Here is a 3,175-nt window from a genome sequence, read left to right as displayed (position 1 = left end):
CCGCGCGGCGGGCAAGGTGCCGCTGCGAACTACATGCCTTGCCAATGACGAACTGCTATTCATGGACCAAAAGCACCGGCGCATAACGTTCGACATGAGCGGACCGCAACGGCGCGCTCGGTGTGGCCGAAGCGCGCAAGTGCGCCTCGCCGTTGTGGGTCCGCTCGATGGAGGGGTTAGGCGGCACCCTTCGGGCGCATGTAGTTTTCGAAGTTGTCAATGTAGTCATCGAGGTTCTCCTCGAGCATGGCTTGGTACTGCTGAACGAAGTATTTGAGGGTTTCACCCCGCTTGGCCTTCATTTCCGCGACATCATTGGCCCACGTCGCGGCATTCCAAGCCTGGAACCGAGCACAACCGTACATGAGCGAGGCGCTCACTTTGCCTCGGCCAACGTTGGAACAGTGTTCGTTGGCGAGATGGATGTGACCATCTGCTCGATCGTAGAACGTAGGATCTTCTTTGAGGTCGACACCCATTGGCTTCTCGAAGTTTGAGATGGGGAAGGCGTTGTGATTGTTGTGACGCCTAACGTTCGACATGAGCGGCGGCTGGAGGGATGCGAAGCAGGCCGGAGGACGTCCGCTCGATGGAGAGGCTGAGCAGCAGCAAGGAGTCCCGGGGACATGCGGTAGCCCCTACCGACTCTGAAGCTCTGGGAAGTTTTCGGCAACGAACCGCTCCGTGAACTCGTTGGGGTGAACAGATAGGCCCTGGCTTCTAGCTGCACTCAGATACCGCTCCCACATGCTGCGAATGCTTTGTGGAAACGACTCCGGAAGTTCCAGCTGATTGCGGACGATTTCCTGCCAAGAGCCGGATGCTCCGTACACAGCCCTGAGCTTTGGCTCAACCATGGAGAGGCCACTTCGCTGCTGGTCGGTAAGTTGACCAATGGCATCGAGAACGTAGCTGTCCAGCAGCCTGAGGAATGGCTGGCCATCGTACCGATTCGTTGAACGCTCCATGAAGCCGCCTAACGTTCGACATGAGCGGACCGCAACGGCGCGCTCGGTGTGGCCAAAGCGCGCAACTGCGCCCCGCCGTTGTGGGTCCGCTCGATGGAGGGGTTGGACGTCATTGTTTGAGTCGCTCGATTGAACTCGCCTCAACCTCTGCAAGACGCCTGACCATCGTGAGGATTTCGGCACCGGAGCACTGAGGCCAAGCCATGCGAGGACAAAGCGACTCCGCCCGCAGCAAGAGAGACACGGCGCGCTCACTCTGCCCTTGCGAGGCCGCAAGCTCCGATAGGCGCGCATAGGTAAGGGCTGCCTCCCGTGTGCGGGCACTCTCATTGAGCATTGAAGTGAGCGGATCCGTTCCATACAGCACGGCCCCGACCTGATACCAAAGAGCGCCCTCCCGAGTGGCCGGGTCCTTGGACGCTAGGTCGATCGCATGCAGCTGGTGGGACTGCACCGTTTCAACCTGACGAGCGAAAGCGTTTCGTGCCGCTTCGGCCCTTTGGCCGGCGATGAACCCCAGGACTGCGCAACCGACCACTGAAGTTGCAGCGAGTGCGAATACGACGAGCCTATTCATGACGCCCAACGTTCGACATGAGCGGCGACCGTAGGCATGCGAAGCATGCCGGAGGTTGTCCGCTCGATGGAGGGGTTAGGCGTCACTTGGTGGTCTGCGGCTTGAGACAGTACGCATCTTCCTTACAACTTCGAAGTTCCCGAAGCTGCTCGGAAACTGCCCGCTCAAGGTCGAACCTCTCGTCGCGGAGCATATTGGTGCTGAGAGCCCGGCAATACGCAAGCGAGTAACCTTGAACGCCTTCATCGGCCTTGCGCAAGATGTCCCCGAGCACTTGGTCATTCTGGCGCTCGACTTGCTCGTAGCTGCCCGACGGGTCGATCCCGAGTGCACTCGATGTCTTTTCGACATGGGCGCCCCAGTGTCCGTTGATCTCTCGGATGACACCGGCATTGCGTGATTGCCATGCCGCCACCTCCTTATCAATCGAGTCAGCAAGTTGTTCGAAGCGAGGTTTGCAATATCGAGCGGCAGCAGCAGGGCCGCGAGAGTATGCGTAGGCATGGCCCACTTGCTCGGCGTAGCCGCCTTCCGGATTTGCCCCCGCGACGGCCTGAAACATGAACCAAGCAAGGAAGACTGCCAGGTGATGAGCGCGCATTGTGTGACGCCTAACGTTCGACATGAGCGGCGGCTTCCGGCTTGCCGGAAGACGTCCGCTCGATGGAGGGGTTATGCGTCTGCATGTAGCACCTTGTCTATCGCCTTGACGAAGGAGCGACGGCGAAGAAGCCACTCGCGCCGTACGTGCAGTCGCGTGAAGTAGAACTGCCTGCGAGGAGAGCTTCTGGCGGCCAGAATTGCGCGCAGCTGCATCAAGTGCTCGCGATCCCATGCCCAGAGTTCGCTTGTGCTCGCCGTGACGCGATAGTACAGCTCTGGTAGCTCGCTGTACGTCACATGGCTCTTGCGAAGTACGCAGTTTGAGCAACGAATCTCGAACAGGTGCGACGAGATGCTCGCTCGCGCAGTGGCTCTCTTTCTACACGACGGACAAACGACGTGCAGCTGTTTTGGATGGGCGTTTGTTCCGTAAAAGTCATGCTGATGACTCGGCGTCCACTGCTTGAACCCCACGTAACGTTCGACATGAGCGGACCGCAACGGCGCGCTCGGTGCGGCCGAAGCGCGCAACTGCGCCCCGCCGTTGTGGGTCCGCTCGATGGAGGGGTTAGAGCGCGGGGCCCGCATGCTGACGTTCGCCTTCCAAACGGCGATTCAAGTATGGCGACAAGCCAGAAGGCAACACCGCAAGCAAACCCGCACGCTGCACCTACTGCCACAAAGACTGAGTAATTGTTGGCAGCACGCTTGAGCTCGGTGGGCGTGAGCTCGCCGCCTGACAGGACCAAGACAGCAAGAACAAGCACCAATGCGAGCAGCGGAACACAGGTGCCGATGAGGGTGCTGACTGACGCAACCTGCCAACCCCTGAGCCACTTCTTGCGCCGAAGCAGCCAGTACGCGGGAGCACCCATGAACAAGGCAACTGGGTAAGCCAACAGAGCGGCGAAGAACCAGGGCCTGGCTTCAACCGGAAACGACAAAGCAGCCATCAGCCCCGCTACAACTGCTGGCGCAAGTGGCGCGATGAGGAACCCCAAAACAACTCGCATGAGCGCTCTAACGT

Annotated in this window: 2 protein-coding genes; both read right to left on the bottom strand. The window is 59.7% G+C overall.

Annotated features, from left to right (window positions below):
* Positions 1 to 176: 176 nt before the first annotated feature.
* Positions 177 to 479, bottom strand: a complete 303-nt coding sequence (locus tag E8D38_RS27355; protein ID WP_140637438.1) for a DUF3144 domain-containing protein — start codon at positions 477 to 479, stop codon at positions 177 to 179.
* A gap of 1,148 nt (positions 480 to 1,627) precedes the next feature.
* The gene (locus tag E8D38_RS27345) at positions 1,628 to 2,146 is read right to left on the bottom strand and encodes a hypothetical protein (RefSeq protein ID WP_140637436.1); all 519 of its coding nucleotides are present in this window, start codon (positions 2,144 to 2,146) and stop codon (positions 1,628 to 1,630) included.
* Positions 2,147 to 3,175: the final 1,029 nt, after the last annotated feature.

The sequence above is a fragment of the Methylibium rhizosphaerae genome (assembly GCF_006386545.1).
Lineage (GTDB): Bacteria > Pseudomonadota > Gammaproteobacteria > Burkholderiales > Burkholderiaceae_C > Pseudorivibacter > Pseudorivibacter rhizosphaerae.
This window is presented reverse-complemented; position numbering and strand designations above follow the sequence as displayed.